This is a genomic window from Acinetobacter sp. V2 (assembly GCF_001188385.1).
Classification (GTDB): Bacteria; Pseudomonadota; Gammaproteobacteria; order Pseudomonadales; family Moraxellaceae; genus Acinetobacter; species Acinetobacter oleivorans.
On record NZ_JZFB01000001.1, the window covers coordinates 260,674 to 262,443 of the forward strand.

General features: G+C 36.7%; 3 protein-coding genes. 1 reads left to right on the forward strand and 2 read right to left on the reverse strand.

The features are described 5' to 3' along the window. Nucleotides 1–129 precede the first annotated feature (129 nt). Entirely contained in the window at nt 130–363 is a 234-nt protein-coding gene (locus tag UC75_RS01170; RefSeq protein WP_004793031.1) for a hypothetical protein, read from the reverse strand. A 288-nt stretch (nt 364–651) separates the two neighbouring features. Here UC75_RS01170 and UC75_RS01175 point away from each other — a divergent pair, with 288 nt between their 5' ends. Then, on the forward strand, nt 652–1,263 hold the full coding sequence (locus UC75_RS01175) for a LexA family protein (protein ID WP_049836421.1): 612 nt from the start codon (nt 652–654) through the stop codon (nt 1,261–1,263). A 69-nt stretch (nt 1,264–1,332) separates the two neighbouring features. On the opposite strand, the gene UC75_RS01180 is transcribed toward UC75_RS01175, so the two are convergent. After that, nucleotides 1,333–1,770, reverse strand: a 438-nt coding sequence (locus UC75_RS01180; RefSeq protein WP_164837863.1) for a LysE family translocator, incomplete at its 5' end; no start/stop codon positions are given.

Below are 1,770 nucleotides of genomic sequence, written 5' to 3' on the forward strand. Positions count from 1 at the left end.
CGATTATGACGGTCGTGGACAAAACTCTCGTAATCAAAAACGCGATGCCTCTGGACGTTTTACGTCTTAAGCATAATGTTTTAAAAACGAAGGAGGCTTTTGCCTCCTTCGTTTTTTAATTTATTTACTTTACTGTGGGAGCAGTTGTAGTCCTTTTACAATATCAATGTACTCAGAACCGTTTAACCAAAAAGATTTTTTTAAAAATAGCGTCGTCATAATACTTTCGGCTGCTTCGCTATCCGGATTTTCACAGAATAATCCGTAGCTTTCACCTAAAACCGCATCATTTTCAATCAGGCGGATATAGTAAGCATGTTGCTCATTTGCATAACCTAAAACCGCATCACGTTGATTTTTCATTTCGCATGTCTCCATACCAAAAAACTGAATTTAACCAGAATGTTAAGTGTTCAGAATCTCATTTGATAAAAATCAAAAAACAGTCAGCAATAATGACTATTTCGAAATAGGTTTTGATTTTCTTCAAATTGCCATTTTGATTAAAACATCCCTGTTAAAAGCAAAATGGATTAAAATCTGATCATGAGATTTATTGTTATGCAAAAAAAATATTTCGTCAACTTGAAAATGTAACTTTTTCAAGTTACATTGTTTGTGTAGGATTTGAACAGTGAATAGGGAGGCAATATGCCAAAGAAAAAAGAGTTCGAGCATGGCGGTGTACGAGAAAATGCCGGACGTAAAGCACAGTTCAATGAACCCACCAAAGTCATTCGTGTTCCCGAGTCTCAAGTTAACTTTATCAAAAATTGGTTACTGAATAATGTCAAAACCAATAATTTAACCGACTTTAACTCAAAACTTAATGTTCAACAGGTCCACCCGAATAACGATAAAATTTACCACATTCCTTTGGCAACAGAACGTGTTGCGGCAGGTTTTCCTTCGCCTGCACAAGATGATATTGAGCAAGCACTCGATTTAAATGAATATTTAATTAGAAATGAAAATGCTACCTTCATTGTCAAAGCCAATTCTTTATCCATGCTAGATGCTGGAATTGATATTAATGATCCGCTTATTGTGGACCGTAGTATTCCCGCTAAATCGGGTGATATTGTGATTGCGCTCATCGACAATGATTTCACTGTTAAGCGCTTAATGATTGATAGTCAATTTCAGCCACCTAAAGTTTGGCTAAAAGCTGAAAATTCTGATTATCAAAATATTTATATTGAAGAGGGGCAAGAACTGGTGATTTGGGGAGTGGTGACTTATAACCTCAAACGAATGAAATAATTTTTCTTATATTTATTATTTAAGTTACTGACCCGAAAAGTGACTCAGTAACTTTTTCCTGAATGATTTTTAAATTTGCCCAATCAATAAACATGTTGCGATAACAACCATCAAACCACCTGAAAAACGACCGACTAATTGTGCTGCTTGTGGTCTGGTTTTTAAAATAGCTTCTGAACCATAACCCACCATTAAGTAAATTATCGCGCAGCTAATCATGTGTACAACACCAAAGGCAAGAATTTGTGTTGTCACGGACCATGTAGCAGTAGTGTCAATAAATTGAGGAAGCAGCGCTAAAAAGAGTAAAAAAACTTTCGGGTTTAACCCACTCACATAAACGCCTTTGGTTGCCCAGCTCAACCATGACTGAGCCTTTTCAGAACCAGACTCGTTCGGAGTTGGAGGGGTAAGTAATAAGTTTATTCCCATCCATAGCAAATAAGCAGAACCTGCAATGGTTAGGATCATCAGAGCAGTTGGGTTATTTGCTACAAGCAGGCCAAC